Origin of the sequence: uncultured Adlercreutzia sp., assembly GCF_958431955.1 — a bacterium.
Lineage (GTDB): Bacteria > Actinomycetota > Coriobacteriia > Coriobacteriales > Eggerthellaceae > Adlercreutzia.
Genome location: NZ_CAUASN010000065.1, coordinates 1 through 3,900 on the forward strand (window position 1 = coordinate 1; position 3,900 = coordinate 3,900).

General features: G+C 68.3%; 1 protein-coding gene. It reads right to left on the reverse strand.

Annotated features, from left to right (window positions below):
* Positions 1–3,900 (reverse strand): hypothetical protein (locus Q5064_RS11300; protein WP_302964755.1); only part of this gene is annotated, 3,900 nt, incomplete at both ends.

Here is a 3,900-nt window from a genome sequence, read left to right on the forward strand (position 1 = left end):
GCCCGTCTCGGGATCCTTGTCGCCCTCGCCCACCACGACGATGTCCACGTCGGGCTGGAGCTTCTCCGGGGGAACCGCCTCCTCGCCGGGGGCGAGGTCGTCCTCGTCCTTGCCGTACCCGCCGGAGCCCGCGGGCTCGTTCGTTATCTCGGGGAGCTTGCCGTCCTCCCCGGGGCGGTCGCCCAGGCCCTGGTCCTCCCCCACCGTGGCGCGGAAGCGCACCGAGGTGGACTGGCCGCCGTACACCGTGCCGACGCCCTTGGTGAGCGTGGGGGCGACGTAGCTGAAGTCGCTCGGCTCCACGTCGGCCCACGCGAGGCCGTCCCAGTCGAAGCCCTCGTAGAAGGAGGCCGTGCCCAGGTCGTACTTGTCGGAGTGGGTGGCGTAGTTCGAGGCGATCTCCACCGAGTCGGCGTCGAAGGACAGGCGCGCGTCGATGGCGTCCTTGAGCTCGGCGGCCTGCCAGGCGGAGCCGGGCGTGAGGTTCAGGCCCGTCACCGTGTACTCGATCACGTCGCCGGGGCGCGGAGGCGTGCTCGCGCGGTCGGAGGCGTCGGCCAGGGGCGCGAGGCCGGCATCGCCCTCCCCTGCTGCAATCGCGGCCAAACCGCGTGCCGCGAGCGCCGCGGCCGGCTCGGGAGCCGCCTCGCCGAGGGCGGTCAGGTTGCGCCACGTGAGCCGGATCTGGATCTGGGGCTTCAGCGAGGGGTCGGGGGTCACGTTCACCGTGAGGATGTACTTGATGCCGGTGAACAGGGCGTTGGCCTTCTGCTCCAGCGTGATGACCGAGGTGCCGCAGCTGTTCACCTGGATCTGCAGCTTCCCGTCCTCGTCGAGGGCGGGGCTGCCGTCCTCGCCGCGCACCAGGTCGGCCACCGCCGTGTTGGAGGTGGTGAAGCCGCCGGGCGCCGAGGAGGAGGACGTGATGGCCATCTTGAAGAAGTCGTCAACCTCGGCGTCCGCCTTGTGGAAGTCGCCGTAGCTGACGTTGATGGTCTTGCGCACCACCTGCATCTTGCCCGTGGGGTTGTCCGGGTCGGGCGTGGGGTTGGGCGTGTCCTCCACTTCCACCTTGTCGGGGTCGTCGGGGCTGACCGTGCCCTCCGGCTTCACCGGCACGATGGTGGTGGGGCGGCTCGCCTCGGTCTTCTCGTCCTCGGGGCTCTCCTCGGTGCCCTCGACGTAGTTCTTGTCGGGGATGTACTTCACCGTCACCTCGTGGGTGTTCCCCTGGCCGGACGTCTCCAGCACGTCCAGGGCGCCGTCGAGGTTGGTGGGGTCCAGGTAGTACACCACGCGCACCGTCTCGCGGCCCTCGTCGCCCGAGACGACCTCGTAGGTGGAGCCGGTCGGGCTGCCGTCGGCGTCCTCCTCGATGGCCTCGCTGAGCGGCACGGGCTCGCCCACCGGCTTGCCGTCGATGAGCACCTGGAAGCTGCCCGTGGGGGCCTTGCAGGTGACGGCCGTGCCCTTGGCCGAGCGGACGTCGAAGGCCACGCGCAGGCGGTTGCCGGGCTCGGTGTCGGTCTCCTTCACGAGCTCGTAGGAGCTCTTGTCCGCAGACAGGCGCACCCAGGCGGTGCCGTCCTTCTCGGCGATCTTCAGCACGGCGGGCACCGGCGTGATCTGCGCCCACGCGGTGATGCGGTGTCCCCAGTAGTTGTTCGCGAAGGTCGGGTTGGTCGTGTACTCCTTGGAGACCAGCTGCACGCGGAAGGTGCCGGTGTCGGCCGGCATGGCCTTGCCGGAGGTGACCGAGCTGCCCGGCAGGGGGCTTCCGCCCACGGAGTCGTAGGGCTGGTAGGACGTCGTCACCGCGTTAGCGTCGGTGAGGGTGTACTTGTTGCCCTGCTCGGACTCGAACTCGATGGGCTTGTCGCTCGTGATGGTGAGGGGGTCGAAGGACTTCCCGTCGTACTTCTTCACGAGGCCCGAGAAGTACGACTGCTGCTCGGCGGTGAGCTTCTCCACGTCGATGTCGATGTAGCGCTTCAGCGTGGAGCCCTGGTCGCCGCCGACCTCCTCCACATACATGGGCTCGATGTCGTGCTCGACGCCGTCCTTGTCGCGGTAGGACATGGTCACGGTCACGTTCTTGCCCGTGGCGTTCTCGGGCAGCCACAGGTAGAGCAGGCCCTTGTCCAGGTAAGAGGGCGCGCCGTACTCCTGCTGGATGTTGTCGATCTCCAGCTTCCACTTGGTCACGGGCACCGTCTTGTCGGCGTTGCTGGCGCCGGTCCCGAACTCGCTCGACAGGTCGATGGTGAGCATCTGCACCTTGTCGGAGTCGGGCAGGCTGCCGCCGAGGTTCTCGACATCCGACCAGCTTTCGACGCCGGTGGTGTTGTAAGCGGTGCCCCCGATGCCCTGGAAGGCGGCGGTGCCGTTCGAGCGCGTCTGCACCTGCACCGATCCGCCGGTGACGATGGTGTAGCCAAAAGCGGCACCCACCGAACAGAGCGGCGGGTTGGTGCCGTTGAGACCGGTCACCGTGGTCAGCAGAGTGCCGCCCGTTACGCGAATGATGTGATTCCGATTCGTCGCGGGGCCGTGGGCGCAGCTCTGGCCGAAGGCGTTGCCGTGGCCGCCGTTGCGCGCGTCGACGAGGCCGCCGTTCAGGGTGATATCCCCCGCAACGGTGAAGTAGTTCTTCGACGTGTAGTACTGGAGCGCGTGAACGCCGGCGGTGCAGCTGTTCTTGCCGGTGCAACAGAGCCACTTCTCGCCTGAGGGAATCGCGATATAGCTGTAGCCATGGGAGTTCTCCGCCCCCGTGGGAACCACGATGGCGTCGCTCTTGCAGGGGTACTTGCCGTGGCCGGTCGTAAGGTCGTAGCCCAACCCCGCGCCGACGCCGGAGCCGCAGTACGCGGCCTGGGCGACGACATGGCCTCCGTTGAAGGTGATAACGGTACCCGATCCGCCAGCGCCGCCGCCGATGCCAGCGCCGTTCGTGGGGGCGTCGCCGCTGCCGGAGAAGCCGGAGGCGGTGATATCGCCGCCGTTTATGATGATGGTGCCAGCGTTCTCGGCCGGACCAGATCCGATACCGGAGCAGTGGCCTCCACCGGTGGCGACGAGCTTGCCGGGGTTTGCCGCCTCGAGCTCGACCAGGGCGTCGCCGGCCTTGAGCTGCTTCCCTCCGAGCAAAGTGACGTCCTCGGCCACCATGCCTTGCGAAGGCGTGACGATGTCGTCCAGATCAAACTTCGAGCCGCCGGCGCGCACGTTGGTGACGGAGTCGTCTATGACGAGGACGGAGCCCCAGCCGCAGCGGATGCCGGGGTAGCCGGCATTGTTCGTCGTGTTGGTGAGCGTGTTGACGGTACCATCGGCGAGGGTCAGGTAGAGCGTCGTCTTCTCAGCGATATCGGCCGCATCCGTGACCTTCACCCCATCGCCATCGGGATCGGAGTTGGTGATCATGTTGATGGGGCCGGAGAGGGTGGTCGAGATGGTAACGCCGGCCAGGGTGAGATCGGCCTTCACGCCGGCGTCGATCTGGATGGTCTGGGCGGTGGTGGTCACCCCGTCGGCCATCTTCACCGTGAGGGGCGTCGAGGACTTGATGCGGAGGATGTTGCTCTCGAAGGAGTAGTCGGTTCCCACGGCGCCCCCGAGGATCTGGAACTGGCAGCCCGCGGGCGTGTCCCACTCGGTGGCCGACGCGGGAGCCGCCGAGCGCGCGGCGCGCTCAAGGTGCTGGGCCCCGAGGCTCGCCGCGCGGGCGGCGCTCTCGGCGGCCGCTTGCGCGGAGGCGTCCGCCTCATCGGTTGCGGCCTCGCCCGCTCCCGCGTCCGACACGGCGCCGTCGAAGGTGCCGCCGGAGTCTATCTCAGAAGCGAGGGGGGGGTAGGCGTGTTTTCCTCGTCCGCGTAGGCCGCGGGCGCCGAGACGGGC